The following is a 21882-nucleotide window of genomic DNA, read 5'->3' as shown; positions in this document are numbered from 1 at the left end:
CGCGGACCTGAGCCATGGTTGTAGGTCACACCGTTCTGGCCAGCTGGGCCCGCGTCATCCGCCGCACGCTCGACGCCTGTGGCTGTGACAGCGCCCAGTTGCTGCTGGACGCTGGCCTGAGCCATGCCATGCTCGACGACCCCAATGGCCGCTGCCCGGCCCAAGCCATGGCACGGCTGTGGCGGCTTGCGGCAAGCGCCACCGGAGACGAGGCCTTTGGTCTGAAGGTCGCACGCCACGTCGTCCCCACGTCTTTCCATGCCCTGTGGCAGGCCCAGTCGGCCAGCCTGACTTTGAAAGATGCGTTCGAGCGCGTGGCGCGGCACTTCCATGTGGTGACCGACGCCTGGAGCCTGGAGTTCACACCCGAAGGCGACGAACACATCGTGCGTTTGCTGGCTCCGGCCTCGGGCATCGCCCCTGAGCCCGAGGCCATCGATGCGGCCGCAGCCCTGGTGGTGTACACGGCGCGCTCACTGCTGGGTGACCGCAGCGTGGCCCCATCGCGGGTCGAGCTGCAACGCACACCGCCTTTGGCCATGGACACCTTCGCACGCACCTTCAGGTGCCCGGTCAGCTTTGGTGCCGCTCAGAACCTCATCGTGTGGCCCCGAGCCTTGACCGAAGCCCGGCTGGAAGGCGCCAACCCGGAATTGGCCCGCCACAGCGAGGCCTTGCTCACCACCTACCTGGCCGGCATCCACAAGGACAACACCGTGGCCCAGGTGCGCGCCTGCCTGGCCGATCTGCTGCCCCGAGGCGAGCCTTCACAAGCTCAGGTGGCGCAACAACTGAACTGCAGCGTGCGCACCTTGCAGCGCCGTTTATCAGACCAGCAAACCAGCTTCACCGACCTGCTGGACCGCACCCGCCACGAATTGGCCTTGTCGCACCTGGCCGACCCAGCCTGCTCGATCAGCGAAGTGGCCTACCTGCTGGGCTTTGCCGACACCAGCAACTTCACGCGGGCTTTCCGGCGCTGGACGGGACAGTCGCCGACCGAGCATCGGCGCGCCAACGGTTCGCCCGGCTGAACGTTCCGATGTCATTGAAGCGCACCCCCACTTCGCGCATCACGCGGTGGGCCACCGGCGCGGTCATCTGCCGCACATAGAACGGTTCCTTGACCACGAAGTGGTGGATAGCGTGGGTCGACCCAAAGTTGCAGCAAAACAGCTGGAAGGGCCACATCCACACGGGCGTCAGCACCTGGCATTGCTGCAGCACATTGCCATCCTCGATGTCACCGTAGTAATGCATGTTGCTGCTGACGAAGTGCAGGCAGAAGGTGCGCCACACATTGGGCGCGATCCACACCACCACCAGCGTGTCCAGCCCCGACACCCACGCCGCATTGACCGGGTGCCCGGCCAAGGCCAGCGCATGCACGGCCAGGAACACATACCAAAGCGCCCAGTGCAGCAGGCCCAGAGGAAAGTAGGCCGCCATCGTGCGGGTCAACATGCGAACACGCAACTTGCGGTTGGGCGCGCGGTGCAGTCGCAGCAACACCGACAGCATGTTGTCGCTCGTCATCAAGAAGCGGCGCAAACCCCAGCGTTCGCCATTGGTGATGGCACGCTCTTCAATGTCGCGCTCGGTGCCCGAGTGCTTGTGGTGGTTGAAGTGGATCTCGCGGCGCAGCCAGGGGTTGATGGTGCTGGGCCGGGCCAGCCACACCAGCGCCATCATCAAATGGTGCGCCCACGGCTTCTGCCGGAAGTACATCCAGTGGATGAGATCGTGTTCCAGCTCGTGCGTGAACGAGGCGAAAAACGCCACCAGCAGGATCGTGGCCCAGGCCGGCAAGGCACCTTGCACATAGCCAAGGGCTGACGCCAGCATGCCCACCCACGACAGCACCAGGATGGCCACACCGATGGCGTTCTGCTGCTTCAGGATGGGAAAGCGCTGGCGCAACTGGGCGCCCTCTTGCGTCACCACGCGCTTGACGTATTCGGCCCGCTCGTGAGGCGATTGGCGGCTGATATCTGGGTTCGAAGACATGATCGGTTCGCGGGCCAGCAGCCCAACTGTGACAAACCGCACGACTTTAAAAGCGAGCCGCTTTCACCGCCTGTCTTTGAACGCCAGGTTGTTGGCTCAGGCCGCCACCGACAACAAAGTCTTGCCCGCCAGGCCCGGTGTGGCCACGGCCGGGAACAGGTGCGTGCAGGTCTCTTCTGGATCGTCGCTTTGCAAGACGGGTTCGAGCAAGGCCGCCAGGCGGCGCGTGTCCGCGCGCAGCACCCGTTGCTTGACCGATGCGATCTGCGAAGGGTGCATCGAGAAACTGCGCAGCCCCATGGCCAGCAGCAACTCGGTGAAGACCGGGTCGCCCGCCATTTCGCCGCACACGCTCACGCCGCGTCCTGCCGCGCGAGCCTGCTTGATGGTGGTCGACACCAGTTGCAACACCGCCGGGTGCCACGGGTCGTACAAATGCGCCACAGCCTCGTCGGCCCGGTCGATGGCCAGGGTGTACTGGATCAAATCGTTGGTGCCGATCGACACGAAATCAAAATGCCGCAGGAACACCGGCAAGGTCAGCGCGGCCGCCGGTACCTCGATCATGGCGCCCAGCTCGACCGTGCCGAAAGGCTTGCCCGATTCCGTCAACTGGCGCTGCACGTGCGCGATGTTCTCCAGCGTCTGGCGGATCTCGTGCAGGCTGGCCAGCATGGGGATCAGCACCTTGACCGGCCCGTGGTACGCCGCCCGCAGCAGCGCACGCAATTGGCGCCGGAACATGCTGGGTTCGGACAGGCTCCAGCGGATCGCCCGCAAACCCAGCGCCGGGTTCAGCACCGACTCATGCCGCAGCTCGTTGGGCGACAGGCCGTCCAGCGGCTTGTCGGCGCCGATGTCCACCGTGCGGATCGTCACCGGCAGGCCCTTCATGGCATCGACCGCCGCGCGGTAGGCCATGTACTGTTCTTCTTCGTCGGGCAGGTTGTCGATGCCGCGGTTCATGAACAGGAATTCGCTGCGGAACAAGCCCACGCCCACGGCACCGGCCTCCAACGCCGCCGCGCCGTCTTCGGGCATCTCGATGTTGGCCAGCAACTCGATGCGCTCGCCGTCCAGGGTGACCGCCGGCGTGTGGCGCAAGCGGGCCAGGCGGCCGCGCTCCAGCTCGCTCTGGCGCTGCCGGAAGCGATACTCTTCCAGCACGATGGGCGAGGGGTCCACGATCACCAACCCGGCATCGCCGTCAATGATGATGCAATCGTCTTGCCGGATCAGGTGGCTGGCCTGGCGGGCGCCCACCACGGCCGGGATGTCCATGCTGCGGGCCACGATGGCCGTGTGCGAGGTTTTGCCACCCACATCGGTCACGAAGCCTTTGAACACGCTGCGCTTGAAGCTGAGCATGTCGGCCGGGGCGATGTCGCTGGCCACCAGCACCAGGGGCTCGTCGCCGCCAAAATCCTTGGCGCTGGTCACCACCGAGGGCGCGCCACGCCCCAGGGTGCGCAAGATGCGCTCGACCACCTGCTCCAAGTCGGCCTTGCGCTCGCGCAGGTAGGCATCTTCCATCTCGTCGAACTGCCGCGCCAGCACTTCCAGCTGGGCCGACAAAGCCCATTCGGCGTTGTAGTGGCGCGAAGTGATCCAGTCGGCCGTGGCGCCGATCAGCGCCTCGTCCTGCAGCAGCATCTGGTGAACATCCAGCAGCGCAGCCAGTTCGGAAGGTGCATCGGGCGGCAGATCGCGCTTGAGCACCTCGAATTCGTGCGCGACCACGTCGCGGGCATCCAGCAGGCGCGAAATCTCCTCGTTGACCAGATCGGGGTCGACGAAATGGTGGGGCACGTCCACCCGGCTGGAGGCGACAAGAACCGCCCGGCCGATGGCCACGCCCCTTGAGACAGGCAAACCGAATATCTGGATGCTCATGGTCTTCGATGCTAACAGCGCTGAACGGGGCACAGCGTGAGGATTTACAAGGATCCGCCCGCCCGTCACCGTTCTGTCATGCGAGATTCACGCCAGCGTCACGCCACCCGCCAACACTCGGCCCCGTCACACGTTCATTGAACCCACTGAAGGAGCCGACCATGAGGGATTTGCCGCTGCCCACGCTGCCCATTGCCGACTTGCGTCCCAACTTTTCGGCCGAATCGCGCGCCGCCCGGAGGTCACTTCACCCAAGCTCACACGCACTTGAAGTCGTTTGGGCACGCACTGAAGAAGATGTTCTCGCGGCGCAGCGCCTGAGGTTCCAGGTCTTTGCCGAGGAGATGGGCGCGAAATTGCGCGTGCCCGCCGGCAGCCCTGCAGGCCACGACATCGACCTGTTCGACCCCTATTGCGAGCATCTGCTGGTGCGCCTGGCGGGCCCCGGCCCGGACGCCGGCATGGTGATTGGCACCTACCGGGTGCTCACCCCTGACTCGGCCAAACGCGTGGGTGGCCTCTACAGCGAAACCGAGTTCGACCTGATCCGCCTGCGCCCCCTGCGCGCCAAAATGGTGGAACTGGGCCGCTCCTGCGTGCACCCCGACCACCGAAACGGCGGCGCCATCCTGGCGTTGTGGGGCGCCCTGGCCGAATTCATGGTGCGCAATGACCTGGACACCATGATCGGCTGCGCCAGCATCAGCATGCGCGACGGTGGCCACCTGGCCGCCAGCCTGTGGAACAAGCTGCGCCACACCCACCTGGCCCCGATCGAGCTGCAAGTGCGCCCGCGCCTGCCCCTGCCGGTTGAAGAGCTGGACCACCACCTCAACGTCGAAGCCCCCGCGCTGATCAAAGGCTACCTGCGCTGCGGCGCCAAAGTGCTGGGCGCCCCCGCCTGGGATCCGGACTTCAACACCGCCGACCTGCCCATGCTGATGCGCATTGGCGACCTGCCCAGCCGCTACCGCCGCCACTTCCTGGGAGACTGAGGCCCGGATCCTGGGGCAAACGCGCATAGACTGCGCGCCATGACCTCGCCTTCCCCCTCTCCCGCCACCCCGCTCAGCCTGCCTTTGTGGCAATTGCTGGCGGGCTGCGCTGACGCCGTCACCGCTGTGAGCAACGGCCAATCCCTGACCGAAGCCCTCACCGCCTGCCGCCCTGCAGAACGACCAGGCGTCCAGGCTTTGTCCTTCACCGTGCTGCGCCGCATCGGCCGCGCCCAGGCCCTGCGCCAGGCCCTGGTCCCCAAGAAGCCCGCCCCCTGGGTCGACAGCCTGATCATTTCCGCCCTGGCCCTGGCCTGCGGCACCGAGTACGACGAACACACCCTGGTTGACCAGGCCGTGACCGCTGCCAAGCGCAAGGCCGAGCGTGCCTCGGGCCTGGTCAATGCGGTGTTGCGCCGCTTCCTGCGCGAACGCGATGCCCTGATGGCCCAGACCGATCGCGACCTGATGGCCCGCTACAACCACCCCGAATGGTGGATCACCCGCCTGCGCAAGGACTGGCCCGACCATTGGGAAGCCTTGCTCAACGTCAACCAGGCCCAGCCCCCGATGACCTTGCGTGTCAACGCCCGCAAGACCACCGCCGGCGCCTACCTGCAGCGCCTGCAAGACGCCGGCATTCACGGCCACCTGCTGCCCGATGCCGCCCACGCGCCCGACGCCATCGTGCTGGGCGCGGCCGTCCCGGTGAGTCGACTGCCAGGGTTCGAGCAAGGCGACGTATCCGTGCAAGATGCCAGCGCCCAATTGGCCGCCACGCTGCTGTTGGCCCCCATCGATGGCCAGACCCTGCCCAGCGGCGCACGCGTGCTCGACGCCTGCGCCGCCCCCGGCGGCAAGACCGCCCACCTGCTGGAACAAGCCGACCTCAACGTCACCGCGGTGGACGCCGACCCCGAACGCCTCAAACGCGTCACCGACACCTTGAACCGCCTGGGCCTGCACGCCACCACCATCGCTGCCGACGCCAGCCAGCCTGACAAATGGTGGGACGGCGAGTTCTTCGACGCCATCTTGCTGGACGCGCCCTGCAGCGCGTCGGGCATCGTGCGCCGCCACCCCGACGTGCGTTGGCTGCGCCGCGACAGCGACATCGCCAACCTCGCCCGCACGCAGGATGCCATGCTCACCGCCCTGTGGCCCAAGCTCAAAGCGGGCGGCCGCCTGGTCTATTGCACCTGCTCCGTCTTCAAACAAGAAGGCCAGGCCCGGATCGACGCATTTTTGCAACGAACGCCCAGCGCCCGCGCCATGCCGTCCCCCGGCCACCTGCTCCCTGTGGTCGAATATCCCGACGACCCTGCCTTGGCCAACCCGGCCCTGCTGCAGGACATGGGCGACGGCTTCTTCTACGCCCTGCTGATCAAAACCCCCTAGGTGCTCGATGCCCCTGTTGCGCCGCCGAGACCTGCTGCAACGCAGTGCCTCTGCACTGCTGACTGCCGCTCTGACGATGACAGGGCTGCCCTCGCTCGCCCAAACTGGCGGCCACCCGGGCATTGAACTGACGCAACTGACGACAGAGCGTGGCGACGAGGGCCTGCTGCTCAGCTACACCGTCCGCCTCGAACTCTCCAAAGACGTCGAAGAAGCGCTCTACAAAGGCGTGGCCGTGGTTTTCGTCGCTGAAGCCGAGCTGTTCAAGAGCCGCTGGTACTGGTACGACAAGCCCAAGGTGCGGATTGTCCGGCGATGGCGCCTGGCCTACCAACCGCTCACCCGCCATTGGCGTTTGAGCTTTGATGGCCTCAGCCGCTCTTACAACTCCCTGAACGAAGCACTGGGCGTCATGCGCCGAGCTTCGCAATGGCGCATCTCGGACAACGTCTCGGGCGAAGACGACCACTACGTCATCTTCAGCTTCCGCCTGGACACCGACGAGCTGCCCCGCCCCATGCAGATCGGACTGGGCGGCCAGAACGACTGGAACCTGGCCGTGCAGCGCCGCATCACCGTCAGCCAGGGACGCTGACACCACCATGAGCTCGATCAAAGCCAACCGATGGGCGTGGATCGTCTCCGCCTTGGCCATGATCGGGGTCGGGCTGGTCCTGGCCTTCATGCTCGTGTTCGCCACGCAAAACGGCGAACGCTACGAACGCCATTTCGAATGGCTCTTCATCGCCAACATCGCCATCGCCTCGCTGTTGGTGCTGGTGATCCTGCTGGCCTTGCTCCGATTGGCGGTGCGGTTGCGGCGGCGCAAGTTCGGCAGCCGCCTGCTGCTCAAGCTGGCTGGCATCTTCGCCGTGGTGGGTGTGTTGCCTGGCCTGCTGATCTACACCGTGTCCTACCAGTTCGTCTCGCGCAGCATCGAGACCTGGTTCGATGTGCGCGTGGAAAGCGCACTGGAAGCCGGGCTCAACCTGGGGCGCAACACCATCGACACCCTGGGCCTGGACCTCGGCAACAAAACACGCCTGGCGGCCGAACGCCTCAGTTCCTCGCCCACCAGCACCAGCACCACCGAGACCGCGCCCCCACCCGGCGTGCTTGACCTCGAGCGCGTGCGCGAACAACTGGGCGCGCAGTCCGTGGCCCTGATCAGCGAGACCGGTCAATTGCAGATCGGCGCCGGCAGTGAGACCTTGCCCCTCATGTCGGCCGAACGCGTGCCCTTGAGCATGCGGCAAGACGCCCGCAACAAAGGCGTGGTCAGCCTCATCGAAGGCCTGGAAGAAAAAGGCGACACAGGCAGCTCGTCGCCCACCAACAGCGTGAACAACGAGGCCCGCATCGTCGCGCTGGCCTGGATGCCCGACCGCAGTTTCAGCCTGCAAAGCAAAGGCCACTACCTGCTGGTCACGCAAAAACTGCGCGCCGATCTGGTCAAGAACGCCCTGGATGTGCAGAACGCCTACCGCGAATACCAACAACGCTCGCTGGGCCGCGAAGGCCTGCGGCGCATGTACATCGGGACCCTGACACTGGCCCTCATCCTGGCCGTGTTCGGCGCCTTCTTGCTCGCGGCGATCCTGGGGCAGCAACTGGCGCACCCACTGCTGCTGCTGGCCGAAGGCGTGGACAAGGTGGCCAAGGGCGACCTCAGTCCCAAAGCCATCTTCGCCAGCCACGATGAACTCGGCGGGCTGACGCGATCCTTTGCCGCCATGACCCAGCAGCTGTCCGATGCCCGCATCCTGGCCCAGCGCAGCGTGGCCGAACTCGACAGTGCCCGCGGCCACTTGCAGACCATCCTGGACAACCTCACCGCTGGCGTCATCGTGTTCGATGAGCACGGCCACATCGACACCGTGAACCCGGGCGCTACACGCATCCTGCGGTTGCCTTTGTCGGCCTACCGGGGCCGGCCGCTGTCCGACGTCCCCGGGCTGGAGACCTTCGCGGCCAGCCTGAACGAACGCTTCGAGTTGTACGCCAGCGACCCCACCCCGGGAGAACGTCAGCAATGGCAAGAATCGTATGAATTGCAACTGAACCCGCAGCAAGAACCACAGACCCTGCTGGTGCGTGGCGCCGATCTGCCGCCCGACGCCAACCTCATCGTGTTCGACGACATCACCGAGGTGGTCTCGGCTCAGCGCGCCGAAGCCTGGGCCGAAGTCGCGCGGCGCGTGGCCCACGAAATCAAGAACCCGCTCACACCCATCCAGTTGTCGGCCGAACGCCTTCAGCTCAAGCTGGAAGACAAGCTCGACGAAGCGGGGCGCTCGCTGCTCAACCGTTCGGTCAACACCATCGTGACGCAAGTGCAGGCGCTCAAGACGCTGATCAACGAGTTCCGCGACTACGCGCGCCTGCCCACCGCCAAGCTCGTGCCTCTGGACTTGAACGCCCTGATCACCGATGTGCTGGCGCTGTACGGGCACGCCATCGACAAGGGCCTGCTGGTCACTGAACTGTCCCCGGAGCTGCCCACCATCTTGGGCGATGCCACCTTGCTGAGGCAGGTGGTACACAACTTGGTGCAGAACGCCTTGGACGTCGTCAACGAGCACCCACCCACGCATCAACCGGCCCAGGTCATGGTGCGCACCGATGTGCCACGCCACCCCGATGGCAGCGTTCGCGCGGTGAGGCTGGCGGTGCGCGACAATGGGCCAGGCTTTTCAGACAAAATACTCAAGCGGGCTTTCGAGCCCTACGTCACCACCAAAGCAAAAGGAACAGGCCTCGGCTTGGCCGTCGTCAAGAAAATCGCCGATGAACACCATGCCCTGGTGCGCATCCGAAACCTTGAAAACCCCATCACAATGACCACACCCCCAGGCAAGTCCCCGGAAGAAGTCGTTTGGAGCGGGGCGCAAGTTTCGTTATCATTTTCAAAGCTGTCATCCACATTACCTCTGGCTGGTACACACTAGTCGTGTTCCGACTACCGAGGACATTAAATTCATGGCCACCATTCTTGTAGTTGACGACGAACTGGGCATCCGTGCCCTGCTCTCAGAAATTCTCACCGACGAAGGTCATTCCGTCGAAGTCGCTGAAAACGCGGCGCAAGCCCGCACCATGCGGGAGTCCTGCAAGCCAGACCTGGTCTTGCTCGACATCTGGATGCCCGATGTAGACGGCGTCACGCTCCTCAAGGAATGGTCTGCCAACGGCCAGCTCACGATGCCCGTGATCATGATGTCCGGCCACGGCACCATCGACACGGCGGTCGAGGCCACCAAGTTCGGCGCCCAGGCCTTCCTTGAAAAACCAGTGACCATGCAAAAGCTGCTGCGCGCCGTTGAGCAAGGCCTCACCAAGCCCGCACCGCGCGCCACGGCCGCTTCAGCAGCCCCGGTGCACCTGGCCACCGTCACGCCCATCACCGCAGCACCGTCGTACAGCAGCATGATGCCCAGCCTGGCGGCCGTGCGCATCGAAACACACCACCCGGTTGACAACGGCCACCACCATGCGCCGGCCAACCACGGCTTTGCCGCGCACCAACAAGCCCTGTCCCACGAACAGAGCTTCGAGCTGGACCGCCCCTTGCGCGAAGCCCGTGATGATTTCGAGCGCGCCTACTTCGAGTTCCACCTGGCCCGCGAAGGCGGCAGCATGACCCGCGTGGCCGAGAAAACCGGCCTGGAGCGCACCCACCTGTACCGCAAGCTCAAGCAATTGGGCGTTGACTTGAGCCGCAACAAAAAAGCGGCAGCAAACTGATGTATACTTTTGGTCTTCGCTGATGAAGCGAAAGAGGCCAAGTAGCTCAGTCGGTAGAGCAGCGGATTGAAAATCCGCGTGTCGGTGGTTCGATTCCGCCCTTGGCCACCAAAATTCAAAAGCCCCGCCAGCATCACTGCTAGCGGGGCTTTTTCGATCCAGGGCTTGATCGCAGAAAGCGCACGACATGCAGATCTTGATCATCAATTTGCCAAGACACAGTGATCGCCTGGCGTTTCAGAAAGCACAGATGGACAAGCTGGCATTGTCCTTCCAGTTGGCCCATGCCGTTGATGCCGCCACCTTGCCCGATGCCACCTACGACAGCCTGGCCAACACCTGGGAAAGGCCTTTGAGGAAGGCCGAGGTCTGTTGCTTCCTGAGCCACCGCAATGCCTGGCAAGCTGTGGTGAACAGCGGCCAACCCGCTCTGATCCTTGAAGACGACGCGGTCTTGGCCAACCACACGCCTGAGCTTCTGGCTAAACTGTCAACGCTCAAGAACATCGACTTGGTGGTGTTGGAGATCAGGGGGCGCAAGAAGATCATGGGCAAGCACGCTGCCCGCATCACCGCTGACTTTGGCGTGCTGGACTTGTTCCAGGACCGCACCGGCTCGGCAGGCTATGTGCTGTGGCCATCGGGCGCTCAAAAGCTGCTGGACAAGGCAAATCGGGGGCTGGCCGGCCCCTCCGATGCTTTCATCACCAGCCACTATGCCTTGCGCGCCCTTCAGGTCGAACCCGCCGCCATTGTCCAACTGGACATGTGCGAACACTATGGATTGAGGCCGGCGGCTGGGGGCTCGTCCTCCATAGGCATCGTCGGCCGCCCCACGGTCGAGAAACAATCCAAAGCCCTGTTCGTCTACCGCCGCCTGGTGTCCCAACTGCGCATTGGCTTGCGCATCGCGAGTGTGCTGCACAAGGCAGAACGCCGGTACGTGCGGCTGGACAAAACTCAGTTCAGCATTGCCCTTGGCAGCGACTGACCCGAGCATGCTTCGCTGGCAAAATGGCGCCATGTCAAGCACCGCGATGATGCCCCCCCCCGCCGCATCGGTCGCGGCCGAGCTTGCTCGCGTCACCGTGGTGCTGGTGACCTTCCACAGCGGGCATTGCGCGCCCGAACTGGGCCGGGCATTGGCGAGCTTTCCGCACGTTACCCTGGTCGACAACGCCAGCACCGATGACACGCTGGCGCAGTTCCGCCGCCACTTGCCTCACGCCACCTTGCTGCCCAACGAACGCAACCTCGGCTTTGGCGCGGCCAACAACCGCGGTGTGTGGGCCGCCAGCACGGAGTTCGTGCTGCTGCTGAACCCCGACTGTGTGGTGGATGCGGAGGCGGTCAGCCAGATGATTCGCTGCGCGGATGCCAACCCCACTGCAGCGCTGATCGGCCCGCAATTGCTGGGGCGCTCCGGTCAACCTGACATCAGCTACACCTGGGCGCCCAACACGTGGGCGGCCAAGGGGCCTGGGGCCGAAGCGCCAGCGTGCGTGGGCTTCATCTCGGGCGCCTGCATGCTGATCCGCCGCGAAGCCATGCTGCGCATCAAGGGTTTTGACGAAGGCTTCTTTTTGTACTACGAAGACACTGACCTGTGCCTGCGACTGGCCCAGCAGTTCGGTGAGTTGATCGTTGAACCGCAGGCCAAGGTCACCCATTTGTCGCGAGGATCCAGTGGCGGCAGAGGCCGATTCAAGGCCGAGTACATGCGCGGCTATCACCACATCCAGTCCAAGTTTTTGTTCAACCTCAAGCACTTGGGTGTGCAGGTGTCCGCGGCGCGGCGCTGGCGGTATTGCGTGACGGCTGCAATTGAAATGCTGGCCCGCGTTCTGGTGCTGGATTTGGTTCGGGCCACGCGGGTGTTCGGGCGGGTGGCCGGTGCTTGGCGCTACCCCGCTGACATGCAATCACGACAGGTCCAACTTTGAATCCATTCACCCAGGTGCTCGGAGCTTGGCACGATGGCTTGCAGGCGCTCAAGCAGAGCGTGCGTGCGGCCAATCGCCATCGCTTGTACAAGCGCCGCATGAAAAAAGGCGTGGACTACGCCAGCTGGATTGCCAGCAACGACACTCCCACCGAGCAGGACCGCGCCTCGTGGGCAACTTGGCTGCGTTCCTCGGCCAAGGTCCCCACGGTCAGTCTGATCCTTCACATGGACACTCAAGGCAACCTTGACGCGCTGGAGCGCAGCATCGCCAGTGTGCGCCAGCAGGCTTGCCCGCACTGGCAGTTGTTGCTCACCGTGCCGAGGCATGCCCAAGGCACCATGGTGCCGCGCCTGTCCTTGCTGGGCAAGGACGAACCGCGCATCAAGGTGATCACCGCAAGCCAGGACGAAGCCACGCCAGCACAGCGTGCCCAGGATGCACTCCTGCAAGCCAGTGGAGACTGGGTGGGCCAACTCCAGGTCGGCGATCAATGGCGCGAGCATTCGCTGTTGCGGCTGCTCCAGGCGGCGCAGGCCCACCCCGATGCCAAGATCATCTACCCAGATGAAGATCGGATCGATGCACAAGGCCGCCGAAGCACACACCACTTCAAGCCAGACTGGAACCTTGACTTCCTGCTGTCGGCCAACTACATCGGGCATGCCTGCCTGATCTCGCGCGAACACCTGATTGCGGCGGGGGGTTACCGGCACCAGGAGGGCTCCGCCTACACCTTTGAAGCCTTGCTGCGGTGCGTGGAGGGACTGCAACCACAACAGATCGTCCATGTCACCGAGGTGTTGTGGCACCAGCCTGCCTCGGGCCCGCGCCCACTGGATGAGACTGCTGTCCAGGCCCTGCAGCCCCACCTCGATCGCACAGCGCCAGGGTCACAGGCCCGGCCTCTGGCGAACAGCGGCACGAGAGGGTTGCTTCAGGTTCGCTATCCCGTTCCCAACCCGGCCCCATTGGTCTCGATCGTCATCTGCACGCGCAACCAGTACACGCTGCTGCACACCTGCATTGAATCGATCACCCGCCGAACCCACTATCCCCACTACGACATCATCGTCGTCGACAACGGCTCCGATGAAGCCCGGACCCTGGCCTACCTCGAGCGCCTGCCTCGGCAAGATCCGCGCGTGCGCGTCATCCGGGACGACAGCCCATTCAACTACGCGGCCCTGAACAACATGGCCGTGGCGCATGCGCAGGGTGACTTGGTGGCACTGCTCAACAACGACATCGAAGTCATCGATGGCGACTGGTTGACCGAGATGGTGGGCCACGCGCTGCGCCCGGATGTCGGTTGCGTGGGGGCCAAGTTGTTGTACCCGGATGAGACCGTTCAGCATGCCGGCGTGCTGGTCGGTGCCGGCCACGATGCACCTGGCGCCATCGCGGCGCACTACCTGCGCGGCATTCCGCGCGAGGCGCCGGGCTATGCGAATCGCGCCATCGTCACTCACCAGCTCACCGCCGTGACCGCAGCGTGCCTGGTCATCCGCAAAGCGACTTTCCTCCAGGTCGGCGGGCTCGACAGCCAACACCTCGCCGTCACTTACAACGACGTGGACTTCTGCTTGCGGGTGGGTGAACTCGGCCTGCGCCATGTGTGGACGCCGCATGCGCTGCTGTACCACCATGAGTCCGTCAGCCGTGGGCGAGATGCTTCCAGCAAGAATGTCGCGCGCTTCTTACCAGAGTTGGCATACATGCAAGAACGCTGGGCCGTGCAGCTTCAGCATGACCCTCAGTACAACGTCAACCTGAGCCACGAGAAGCCGGACTTCCTGTTGAGCAGTGCTCCCCGGCTCAGCGGCAAATGATGGACAGGCTCAGCTCGACGGGTGCCATGTCACCCGACCGCGAAGTGTCGTCCAGCTCCTTGGCCGAAAACGCCACCCGACACAGGTACTTGTCGCGAATCACACGGTGAGTCACCAGGGCAACGGCCGAGGCCTGTGATTTGTCGATACCAACCTGCACACTGTGCTGAGCATCGCCCAGTTCGATTTCGCCATCCGTCAAGCCCACGGCGTGGTTGGCAGAGATCAGGAAGGACACCGCGGTCCCGTGGTCGAAATCCACACCGCTCAGCGAGAACCGCTCAACGTCTCGCCCACCATTGTGGGTGCGATAGGCGAGTGAGCCAGGGTCAAACGCTTCCGGATTCAATGTGATGTGGCCCAGCCGCAAAGAACCCAGCCCCATGTCTTTCCAATGAAAGCGGTAGCTCAGGCTGACACGCCCACCCGCCTCGTCAATGGACCAGCACTTTTCCACGGGGCCCAGGATGGTCGGCACCGTGCCCTTGATGCACACGCCGCCGGTCACCCATTCGACTGTGGGCTCCACTGCGTTCAGGTCGGTGACCTTGGGTCGGCCAGGCGACTCAAACACCAGGTGACCACTGTAGTAGTCGGCGCCCCATTGGATATCGTCGAAGTAGCCATGGGGGATGGTCCCGCACAGCGATTGCTCGCTCACCGAGGTATCCACCAGGGAATCCAAGGCCAGGCCGCGAAGGCAGTTCAGGCGCACCACGAAGCGCTGCCCACGGACCTCCATCATCCGCCCTGCCCTGACCACGGTCTGCGTGCCATAGGCGGATCCGGCACCCGATGGCAACGGCGCGTCGTGAATAGGCTGGGGCTGCGCCATGCCCACCCACCGCGTGTGGACGGCAGCCAGGCGCGCTTGGAATTCCTGCCAGCGCGCCTGCGTGATGTGCGTGCGGAAATCGCTGCTCCACAGGTAGCACAGCTCGGTCCAGTCCTCATCCGACGCTTGGCCATCGGCCTGCATGGCCTCGCAGATCTGCCAGCAGCGCGTGTTGATCGCCAGGTCGTCACGCCCGGTGACCGCCCAGCGCAAAAGGTTGTACTTGTCCTGCTTCTTGACAGGCACCGGCTGGGCTGCGGTCTCCAGACGCAGGCGATTGCCGGCACCGGGATGGCCCATCAGGTCCAGCACGCGGCTGGGCGCGATCATGTCCAGGTCGACTGACTGCGCCAGGGCGGCGTACAAGGCATCAATGCGTTGCCATTCACCCGTGGCGTGCAAGGGTGCCTCCGTCATGTACCGGCCTGGGCGGAAGTCAAAGACTTCGACGTCATTGCCATACACCGGGAACACGCGGGAGCTCTCGCTGGCATGCGAACGCACGTAGCCCAGATACTCATCCAGCTCGATCTCGCCATGCACGTAGCGCTGGAATTTCTGAAAAGAGATCGACTTGTTCCAGACCAAAGGCAAGGCCTGGTCGCCCGTGCCGCAGGCATATTGCGGCAGGTAGCGCCACTCGGCATCCCACTCGGGGTGCACCCGCGCCGGATTGTTCCACTCCATGATGAGTGATTCATAGCCCGCCTCGCGGTAAAGCGGCACAAGCCCAGCCGCATAGGCTTGCTCATTGACCAAGGCCATTTTGGGACGCAATCCCAGCAAGGTTTCGTAGCGCTGCATGCCCAGGCGGAAATTCGCTTCATTGACGGCCGCAGGCACGAGGGGGCCGATGACCTGGGCATAGCCACAGCCGATGAACTCGCAAGGGCCCTGAGTGACCAGATCACGCAGTTCTTCCACCCAGGCCGGATCGATCTGGGCGATGGTCTCCAGCGTCCAGGCCGAGGCTTCGATGCCGAAGGGCAACCTACGCGCGCGTGCCAGGCGCAGCAGTGGCCAATAGCACCGCTCGATCACGGTGGCGCGCTGCTCCACCCCGATGGCCGAGTAGGCCAGGTTAAGGTGGAAGAAGGAAAACAACTGTAGGTTCATGTCATCAGGTTCACAATTTCAGCGCACAGGCGGGTTGCCCCCGGCGTGCTCAGCAAGGCCCGCGAGCGGTTGGACAGTTGGCTGGCCAGCGCGTCGTCATTCATCAATCCAAGCAGTAGGCTGCCGGCCTCGGCTTCGTCACCTGCCACCAGCGCGGCACCGGATTCGGCAATGCCCGCCAGTTCGCTGTCGTCCTTGCCGTTGTACGGCGAAAAAACTACTGTAGGAATGCCCAGGTACATCAACTCGAAAAAGCTGACGCCAAACACCGTCACCGCGTAGTCGGACGCCTGCATCAGAGGCCCCAGGCCCGCCGGTGCAATGTGCTCATGGATGCTGATGCGAGGCGATGCGGGAAAACTCGGCCGCGCGGCGAACGGGCCCGTGACCCAATGCAGCTCGGTACTTGGCGGCAAGCTGGCGTCCAGCAACCGGGGCCAGGTCTGGCCCAAGCCCGTGGCGTCGCTGCCACCCGTCAGGGCCAGAACGCGCCGCCGGCCAGGCCGCCATTCATGGGGTGTCTCGTGCACATTGAGCAGGAAGCAATCCCAGCCCAGAACGATGGGCGCGCCCTCGAGCATATCGGGCGGAGGGGCAAAGTGGAACGAAGGGGTGAAGATCAAGTCGAGCTGCGGCCGGTATTGAAGCAGGCCGTCCACGGCCACCAATTTGCACGCTGTGTCCCGCAGCTCGTCCAGCAAAGGCCCGAAGTCCCCGGGCACTTTCCTGGAGGGCATGTCGAACACCAGGACATCACGATGTCCCTGGGCCAGCGTGTCCCTGATGCCAGCTGACAGCGCCTCTTCAGGGGCCACGAACCGGTGCGGAAATGCTGAGAGCTCCGCCCACTGCACCTCGTCGCCTTGGATCAACAAGCAGACCTCCGCACCCAACTCGCGCTTCAACGCCCTGGCCGCCACCAGGCACCGGGTCAGGTGCCCCAGGCCCACACCCGTCCCCGCATGGCACACCAGCAAGATGTTCATCGACAAGCCATCTGCCTATTCCGCCAACTTCCGCGCGACCCGGGTTTCTTTCAAGGGCCGCAAGCCATCGGAGGGGTCGGCGCGCCAGGCGCGGTCGGACAGTTCGGAAGGCACGGGTTCCTTGACGCCATTGCCATCGGCCTCGAAGCCTTTCGAAACATCGCGGATGACCGAGCCGATCTGGTCGGGCAGCCAGCAGTGGCCTGCCGAATACTCCTCGCCCTGGCCATCCAAATCGAGGTGGAACTCGATCACCTTGGCCCCCCAACGATGGATGGCGCGGTACATAACCGCAGGCTCCACCGTGTGATCGGACCAGCCCACCTCGCAACCCGTGGACTGGCGGATGGTCTCGATGGCGGCCAGGTTGGCTTCTTCGTGCGGCGTGGGATAGGCCGACGTGCAGTGCAGCAATACCGGCGCCGCGCAACCATGGCGCTTCAGCGTCTCCACCGCGTGCAGGATCTCCGGCATGGTTGCCATGCCCGTCGAGATAACGATGGGCTTACCCGTTCTGGCGCAAGCGGCCAGCAGGTCGTCCCACAGCAGTTCATAGGAGGCAATCTTATAGAAATCGACGTAAGGATCGAGTTCGGCGACAGCCGCCAGATAGAAAGGCGTGCACGAGAACTGGATGTTCAGCTCACGACAACGTTGCGCCAGCGGTGGCAGGAACTCCAGCGGCAGCTCCCAGTTCTTGCGGCGAGCCACTTCGCTATCGGGCAGAGCTCCTTTGGCGAACAACTCGTCAACCCGAAAAAGCTGGAACTTGACTGCGGAGCAACCTGCGTCAGCCGATCGCTGGATGAACTCCAGACAGCGGTTCAGATCGCGGGCGTGGTTACTGGAGACTTCAGAAATGAATTGAATCATGGACATTCAACCTAAGATGTTGCCGCCACCGGCCAGCCAGCCGCCATCGACATAAAACGATTGCCCGGTGATGTACGACGAGGCGTCTGACGCCAAGAGCACGGAGATGCCCGCCAGGTCTTCAGGCTGACCAGCGCGGCGCATGGGGATGACGTCCAGGAAACGCTTGGCCTTGGCTTCGTCCTTGAACACGTCCGCCGTCATCGCGGTGAGGAAGCGGCCGGGGCCGATGCAATTCACGGTCACGCCATGGGGCGCCAGTTCGACCGCCAATGTCTTGGCCAATTGCCGTATGCCGCCCCGGCTCGCGGCATAGGCCGAGATGTTGGGGATACCGATCTCCGAAGTCAAGGAGGTGATCATGATGATCCGCCCGGCTTGGCGCCCCACCATGTGCCGGGCCACGGCCTGCGCACAATAGAAGGCACCGGTCAGGTTGACCTTGATGACGTCGTTCCAATGGCCATGGTCGAAATCGAGAACGGGGCTGCGGTGCTGGATGCCCGCGGCGGTCACAAGAATGTCGATGCGGCCGTGCTGCTTCATCACGGCGTCCACCATGGCGTCGATCTGCACATCGTCGGACACGTCCGCCGAGATCGAAGTGAGGCGTTCAGGCACACCCAAGCTTGCCACTGCGGCATCGAGGCTGGCCAGGCGCCGTCCCACCAGCACCACCGTTGCCCCGGCATCCAGGTAGGCCCTGGCAATGGCCAGGCCCAGGTCGCCAGCGCCACCGGTCACGATGGCCACCTTGCCCGACAGGGAGAACAGGTCAGCCACGGTTCATTCCAGTTCGGTGTGGTCGCCCCACCAGGCGTTTTTGGTCCAGCCGCCATCTATCACGATCTGCTGCCCATTGATATGCTTGGCCTCGTCGGATGCCAAGAAGGCGATGGTCGAACTGACGTCCTGCAACTCGCCGATCTGTACCGTTGGCGTGCGGGCCAGCATGCCCGCCTTGTTGCTTTCGTCCTGACTCAGGAACCACTGGGTGCGCGGCGTCATGATCGGGCCAGGCGCCACCGTGTTGACCGTGATGCCATGGTGGCCCCACTCCACGGCCAGCGCGCGGGACAAGCCCTCCACACCAGACTTGGCCGTGTTGTACAGGGTCCGGTAGGGATAGGTGGCGACATTGTGGAAGCTGGTCAGATTGACGATGCGGCCATGCTTGTTCTTCAGCATCGATTGACCAAAGATGCGACAGGCCAGGAAGACACCGTCCAGGTCGGTGGACAGCAACGAACGCCAGTCCGCCACCGTCGTCGCTTCGAACTTGCCAGATGCCGCCGAAGCCGCTGCGCAGGTCACCAGGATGTCGACTTTGGCGTGTCTGGACAGGATGTCCGCAGCCGCTTGCGTCAGCGAGGCCTCATCGGCGACATCGCAAACCTGGACGCTGGCACGCCCGCTGGCGGGTTCGATCTGGGCCAGGGCTGCTTGCAGCTTCTCCAGCGAGCGGCCCAGCAGAACCACCGCTGCCCCTTGATCGTGCAATGCTTTGGCGGCTGCCAGCCCCAGCGCGCCGCCGCCACCCGTGATGACGGCCGTCCGCCCGGTCAGGTCAAACACTTAGATCTTCTCCCAAGCCTGCTTCTTGCAGACATAGGCCCAAACGTAATGAACGGTCGAGCCAGGTTCGGCCACCACGGGGTGATAACCCATCGGGATGGTACCGAAAGTGTGGTCTTCGACAAACCAGGCTTCTTTGACCGGCGAGTTGTCATGCCAGACACCTTCACCCACCTGGATGGCGCGCTTCTTGGCGCCCGAGATCAGGTAAAAGAAGACCTCTTCGAACCCTGGTTCCAGGTTCAATTCGAAATCGTGCGGCAGGCTGGACCAAGTGCCGATGCCACGATGCTTGGTGATGCCGATGCGCAGTTCGGGCGCCGGCCCCTTGGGCTTGAGGTAGTGGTAAACGTCGCGTTGGGCATTGCCTTCGCCCACCACGATGTGGTGGGCCTCGGCGTTCTGGATGACGGTCTCGACACCACCGCTACGGTGGACGACGCGGCTGATGTCCTGGCCATCCAGGTAGATCTCGGCCACTTCCTTGTCGGTGGTGAAGACCAGCTTCGAGTCACCGCCTTCGACTTTGAGTACGTCCAGCTTGACCTCGTTCGACCATTTATAAGACATGCTTGTTTTCCTTCAGGTTAGACAGTGAAAGTTGGAGTGAACGCTCTCGGCCGAAATCGGTGCCCAGCGCGAATTGCCGCCCCACGCAATCCTTCGCATCGGGCGAAATATTGGCCAGGATGGCGGCGTACAGATTGGGATTCTTAAACTCGAAATGGCGGTGCCACAGACCCAGGTCCAGGGGCTCGCCCAATGCCAGCTGGATGATGCCGCCTTGGAAATCTGCGCCTCGCGCAGGCGTCGTGGCCGAGCTGTCCCAACCACCAGACAGGCGCGGGGTCATTTCGATGATCATGGGACCAGCGTCGGTCAGCATGATGTCAGCTTTCAGCACATGGCCGCCAGCTTCCTTACCCATGCCCAGCGCCAGGCCCGCGGCCTTGACCAGGGCATGGACCTGCTCCTTCACCGCCAAGGGGTGCTGGGCGGGGTTGATGTGGCCCACCTCGACGCCCCAGTTGATCTTCTCATCCTGGTAGCGTGCCAGCGTGGGAAAGAATTTGAGATCGGGCGCGAACAGGCGATCGACCCAATTGAGCCAGTACATCTCGCCCTCGAACCACACGGTCTCGACCGAGAGCTCGGAAATGCAATCATGCCGAGGCACCAGGGCCTCCTCGACCAGCGCGACACCCGTCGTGCCCGCCGCCACCGCCGCTTGGAAGACTTCATCGGTCAGCTCGCTCACCGCGTTGAGCTTGGCGAACCCCCGGCTGGCGGAGTTGTCCGTGGCCTTGATCACGCCATGGCCACCCAGTTCGGCGAGGAAGGCTTGCGCTTCGGCCAGTGTCCTGACGCATTTGAACCTGGGCTGAGGTATACCGGCGGCCGTCAGGATTTCCCGAGTCAGGTTCTTCTGGCGACAGGCCCGCGAGATGTCCGGGGAGATGCCATGCAGGCCTAAATGCTGGCTAATGACGGCCACGGTGTGATGGCAATCGGCCGCCAGGGTCACGACCGCGCGGATTTCGTATTTCTCGGTCAGATCGCGGGCAGCCGCGAGGTTGCTGTCCACATCGAAGGTGTCGAACGCCAGGAACTCGTCGGCGTATCGGGCGCACACGCATTGTGGATTCAGGTCCGTCACGATCAAACGGTGCCCGAGCGCCACGATGCTTTTGGCCGCCGACTCCTGCATGGGTCCGCCCGCGAACAACCAGATGGCTTGGGGTTTCTTCATTTGACCGCCCTCGCAAACATGACCACTTCCCGACCGATGTTCTGGTTGGCAAAGCCCGTGTACAGCTTCGTCAGGACATCGCCACGGCCAGATTGGACCATGGCCTTCTCGAAGTTCATCCGCCTGGTGTGGCATGCCCGCCCCAGGGCATCGTTGCCCACATAGTTGTCGCCCATCAACAAAAACAGGTCGATGGGGAAAGTGGACTCCTGGTGCAGGACTTCAAAGCCACAGTGCGCCAACAGACCTGCCAGGGTCGGGAAATCAAAATAATTGATGTGGTGGGGCGGTGCGACCCACCAGGGGCTGAACCCCAGGTGGCCTTCCAGGGCTTCCTGGAAAGGGTTGAAATCGTTCGGCACGATGATACAAATCAAGCCATTGACGTTCAGCTTCGAATGCGCCAGCTTGAGCAAATCCGCAGGCGCGGGGATGTGTTCGAGCACCTCGCCCATGTTGATCACATCGAACGTGCCCAGCGTGGGTGCGGTCTCTTCAGAAAAGAAGATGTTCTCCACGTCCAGACCCAGCTTCTGGCTGTGAGTGGCCGCCTCGATGGACGGCTCGATGCCCTTCACTCGCCAACCGCGCTGCTGGCCATTCAGCAGGAAGAAGCCTGGTCCGGACCCGATGTCCAGGATGCTGCGCGCTCCGTCAGACAGGTTCTGCTCCAGAAGCTCGTAACGCCGGGTATAGACAGTGTTCCACCATTCCAGGTCCTGACGGTAACGTTCGAGGTACAGCGGCTTTTCCTGGGTGTAGTACTCGTGCCGGTATGCCTTCTCCAACTCTTCTTCGGTCGGGATGGGAATCACGTGCTTGAACTTGCATTCGGCACAGTCAATGACGTCGAACCCGTTGACGGACGACAGGACAGTGCCGCCATGGTCGTGCCACTGCTTGTGGTGGCCCTTGCTGCTTTCGCCAGACATGTC

Annotated in this window: 19 protein-coding genes and 1 tRNA gene; 10 read left to right on the top strand and 10 right to left on the bottom strand. The window is 63.5% G+C overall.

All coding sequences use genetic code 11. The features are described 5' to 3' along the window. Positions 1–14 precede the first annotated feature (14 nt). On the top strand, positions 15–1034 hold the full coding sequence (locus LQ232_RS17660) for an AraC family transcriptional regulator (RefSeq protein ID WP_230181713.1): 1020 nt from the start codon (positions 15–17) through the stop codon (positions 1032–1034). Here the strand turns inward: LQ232_RS17660 and LQ232_RS17655 are convergent. Continuing rightward, on the bottom strand, positions 961–2007 hold the full coding sequence (locus LQ232_RS17655; RefSeq protein WP_230181712.1) for a fatty acid desaturase: 1047 nt from the start codon (positions 2005–2007) through the stop codon (positions 961–963). The two genes, LQ232_RS17660 and LQ232_RS17655, sit on opposite strands and share 74 nt — an antisense overlap. Before the next feature lie 96 nt (positions 2008–2103). Next, positions 2104–3900 carry a phosphoenolpyruvate--protein phosphotransferase gene (gene ptsP / locus LQ232_RS17650; RefSeq protein WP_230181711.1) on the bottom strand — a complete coding sequence of 599 codons (1797 nt, stop codon included), beginning with the start codon at positions 3898–3900 and terminating at the stop codon, positions 2104–2106. A gap of 161 nt (positions 3901–4061) precedes the next feature. Here ptsP and LQ232_RS17645 point away from each other — a divergent pair, with 161 nt between their 5' ends. The 9 genes from LQ232_RS17645 (at position 4062) to LQ232_RS17605 (ending at position 13812) form a co-directional block, all read left to right on the top strand. Next, positions 4062–4895: a GNAT family N-acetyltransferase gene (locus LQ232_RS17645; RefSeq protein WP_230181710.1), complete on the top strand. Its 834-nt coding sequence runs from the start codon at positions 4062–4064 to the stop codon at positions 4893–4895. A gap of 39 nt (positions 4896–4934) precedes the next feature. After that, on the top strand, positions 4935–6293 hold the full coding sequence (gene rsmB, locus LQ232_RS17640) for a 16S rRNA (cytosine(967)-C(5))-methyltransferase RsmB (protein ID WP_230181709.1): 1359 nt from the start codon (positions 4935–4937) through the stop codon (positions 6291–6293). Between the two features lie 7 nt (positions 6294–6300). Beyond that, the gene (locus LQ232_RS17635) at positions 6301–6888 is read left to right on the top strand and encodes a DUF4390 domain-containing protein (RefSeq protein ID WP_230181708.1); all 588 of its coding nucleotides are present in this window, start codon (positions 6301–6303) and stop codon (positions 6886–6888) included. A 7-nt stretch (positions 6889–6895) separates the two neighbouring features. Further along, positions 6896–9241, top strand: coding sequence for a PAS domain-containing sensor histidine kinase (locus tag LQ232_RS17630; RefSeq protein WP_230181707.1), 2346 nt, complete (start codon positions 6896–6898; stop codon positions 9239–9241). Positions 9242–9272: 31 nt separating this feature from the next. Further along, on the top strand, positions 9273–10037 hold the full coding sequence (locus tag LQ232_RS17625; RefSeq protein ID WP_230181706.1) for a response regulator: 765 nt from the start codon (positions 9273–9275) through the stop codon (positions 10035–10037). Between the two features lie 35 nt (positions 10038–10072). Beyond that, a tRNA-Phe gene (locus LQ232_RS17620) sits at positions 10073–10148 on the top strand. Positions 10149–10224: 76 nt separating this feature from the next. Then, a complete protein-coding gene (locus tag LQ232_RS17615; protein ID WP_230181705.1) occupies positions 10225–11028 on the top strand; it encodes a glycosyltransferase family 25 protein in 804 nt (267 codons plus the stop codon). A gap of 7 nt (positions 11029–11035) precedes the next feature. Continuing rightward, a complete protein-coding gene (locus LQ232_RS17610) occupies positions 11036–11980 on the top strand; it encodes a glycosyltransferase family 2 protein (protein WP_230181704.1) in 945 nt (314 codons plus the stop codon). Then, positions 11977–13812: a glycosyltransferase family 2 protein gene (locus LQ232_RS17605; protein WP_230181703.1), complete on the top strand. Its 1836-nt coding sequence runs from the start codon at positions 11977–11979 to the stop codon at positions 13810–13812. Before LQ232_RS17610 ends, LQ232_RS17605 begins: the two co-directional genes overlap by 4 nt. Here the strand turns inward: LQ232_RS17605 and LQ232_RS17600 are convergent. Genes LQ232_RS17600 through LQ232_RS17565 form a run of 8 tightly spaced genes read right to left on the bottom strand, consistent with a single transcriptional unit; the run spans position 13799 to position 21879 of the window. Then, entirely contained in the window at positions 13799–15763 is a 1965-nt protein-coding gene (locus tag LQ232_RS17600) for a hypothetical protein (RefSeq protein ID WP_230181702.1), read from the bottom strand. The genes LQ232_RS17605 and LQ232_RS17600 overlap by 14 nt on opposite strands. Then, positions 15760–16749, bottom strand: a complete 990-nt coding sequence (locus LQ232_RS17595) for a hypothetical protein (protein ID WP_230181701.1) — start codon at positions 16747–16749, stop codon at positions 15760–15762. Before LQ232_RS17595 ends, LQ232_RS17600 begins: the two co-directional genes overlap by 4 nt. Before the next feature lie 15 nt (positions 16750–16764). After that, positions 16765–17622: an N-acetylneuraminate synthase family protein gene (locus LQ232_RS17590; RefSeq protein WP_230181700.1), complete on the bottom strand. Its 858-nt coding sequence runs from the start codon at positions 17620–17622 to the stop codon at positions 16765–16767. Between the two features lie 6 nt (positions 17623–17628). After that, a complete protein-coding gene (locus LQ232_RS17585; protein ID WP_230181699.1) occupies positions 17629–18405 on the bottom strand; it encodes an SDR family NAD(P)-dependent oxidoreductase in 777 nt (258 codons plus the stop codon). 3 nt (positions 18406–18408) lie between these two features. Then, on the bottom strand, positions 18409–19197 hold the full coding sequence (locus LQ232_RS17580) for an SDR family NAD(P)-dependent oxidoreductase (protein WP_230181698.1): 789 nt from the start codon (positions 19195–19197) through the stop codon (positions 18409–18411). Continuing rightward, a complete protein-coding gene (locus tag LQ232_RS17575) occupies positions 19198–19767 on the bottom strand; it encodes a 5-deoxy-glucuronate isomerase (RefSeq protein WP_230181697.1) in 570 nt (189 codons plus the stop codon). After that, positions 19757–20947 carry an acetyl-CoA carboxylase biotin carboxylase subunit family protein gene (locus LQ232_RS17570; RefSeq protein ID WP_230181696.1) on the bottom strand — a complete coding sequence of 397 codons (1191 nt, stop codon included), beginning with the start codon at positions 20945–20947 and terminating at the stop codon, positions 19757–19759. Before LQ232_RS17570 ends, LQ232_RS17575 begins: the two co-directional genes overlap by 11 nt. Beyond that, the gene (locus LQ232_RS17565) at positions 20944–21879 is read right to left on the bottom strand and encodes a bifunctional 2-polyprenyl-6-hydroxyphenol methylase/3-demethylubiquinol 3-O-methyltransferase UbiG (protein WP_230181695.1); all 936 of its coding nucleotides are present in this window, start codon (positions 21877–21879) and stop codon (positions 20944–20946) included. Before LQ232_RS17565 ends, LQ232_RS17570 begins: the two co-directional genes overlap by 4 nt. Positions 21880–21882 lie beyond the last annotated feature (3 nt).

This window comes from Aquabacterium sp. CECT 9606 (genome assembly GCF_918741295.1).
Taxonomy (GTDB): domain Bacteria; phylum Pseudomonadota; class Gammaproteobacteria; order Burkholderiales; family Burkholderiaceae_C; genus Aquabacterium.
Note: the sequence above shows the minus strand (reverse complement) of the source record. Positions and strands in the feature narration are given on the sequence as shown.